Source organism: Streptomyces sp. NPDC051214 (assembly GCF_040682375.1).
Lineage (GTDB): Bacteria > Actinomycetota > Actinomycetes > Streptomycetales > Streptomycetaceae > Streptomyces.
Genome location: NZ_JBFBAT010000035.1, coordinates 1 through 1552, shown reverse-complemented (window position 1 = coordinate 1552; position 1552 = coordinate 1). Strand labels below are relative to the sequence as shown.

Sequence of the window (1552 nt, the reverse complement as noted above, 5' to 3'; positions counted from 1 at the left end):
GGGGGGTGCCTCTATGTCGTTCGTCAAGGCACCCCTGTCGGGTTTGGGGTGGTTCGGTATTGCTGGGGTCACGCGGCGAGCTCGACGCTTCTCGGCGTCCGGGATTCGTAGAAGGTGCCGTCGCGGAGCATCGCGAAGAGCACGCTGATGCGCTGTCGGGCGAGGCGGAGGAGGGCTTGAGTGTGGGTCTTGCCGCGGGCTCGTTGCTTGTCGTAGTAGGCGCGGGAGGCTGGATCGGCGTTCATGCAGGCGAAGGCGGAGAGGAACATGGCACGTTTGAGCTGCCGGTTGCCGCCTCTGGGTGCGTGTTCGCCGTGGATCGAGGTGCCCGACGACTTTGTCGTCGGTGCGAGGCCGGCGTAGGAGGCGAGGTGGCCGGGGGTGGGGAAGCTGGTTGCGTCGCCGACGGTGACCAGCAGGACGGCGGCGGTCCTGACGCCGACGCCGGGCATCGACGTCAGGACCTGCGAAAGAGGGTGGGCCTCCAGCAGGGCGTTGATCTGGGTTTCCATCGCCCGGCGCTGGGTGTGGACGGCGGTCAGGGACGCGGCCAGGGAGGGGATGACGATGTCGAGAGTGCCGGTGCCCGGGACCACGACGGTCTGCTCGTCCAGTGCGTCGAAGACGTCGTCGATCAGCCTCTGGGCCATGCGCGGGGCCTTGGGGCGGATCAGCTCGACGAGTCTGCGGCGGCCGGCTTTTCGCAGGGCGGCTGGGGATCCGTAGCGTTCCAGCAGCCAGGTGACGGCCTGGTGGTCGAGCCGAGGTCCCAGGACGCGTTCCAGGCTGGGGTGGAACTGGGTGAGCAGGCCGCGTATCCGGTTGGAGGTGCGGGTGGCCTCGGTGGCCAGATCCTGGTCGAAGCCGGTCAGCACGGTCAGTTCGGCCGTGATCTCGTCGGTCAGTTCCAGCGAGCGCAGGGTGTGCGGCATCGTCCGTGCAGCATCCGCGATCACGGCGGCGTCCTTGGCGTCGGTCTTGGCCTCGCCGGGGTAGAGGTCGGCGATGCGGCGCATGGCCAGACCGGGCAGGTAGGCGACCTGGCAGCCGGCGTCGCGGGCGACGGTCAGGGGCAGGGCGCCGATCGAGGCGGGCTGGTCCACGATCACCAGGACGGTGCCGAACTTCGCGGCGAGTTTGTCGAAGACGGCCCGCAGTTTCGGTTCGCTGTTGGGCAGCGGCTTGTCGAAGACCTTCTTCCCGGCCGGGGTGAGACCGTGGCCGTGGTGAGCGGACTTGCCGACGTCCAGGCCGAGGAACACGCCCACGTCTTCGATCTCGAACATCGCGCCCTTTCAGGGGTGTTGACGGTGCTGGCCTCGACTCGGGTGTCGTACTCGCGCATCCACGTTATGCAGACCTGCCGCCCGCGTGCTGTCCGGCATTGCGCCGGACCGGGCGGTGGCCGGACCTCTGATCAGCGTCTCCGACGAACACCTTCCGGACCTGGTGACACCACCCCCCAGGTCATGCCTTCGACAGGGGGACACAGTCATGCCGGGCCCGGAAGCCAGCGACCCCGTTGCGGAGCCGCGGAAAACATAACGGGGGC

The 1552-nt window shown here is 68.5% G+C and carries 1 protein-coding gene; it reads right to left on the bottom strand.

Translation table 11 applies throughout. The annotated features are described in order from the left end of the window. Positions 1-68: 68 nt before the first annotated feature. Entirely contained in the window at positions 69-1286 is a 1218-nt protein-coding gene (locus tag AB0M70_RS42115) for an IS110 family transposase (RefSeq protein WP_365829167.1), read from the bottom strand. Positions 1287-1552: the final 266 nt, after the last annotated feature.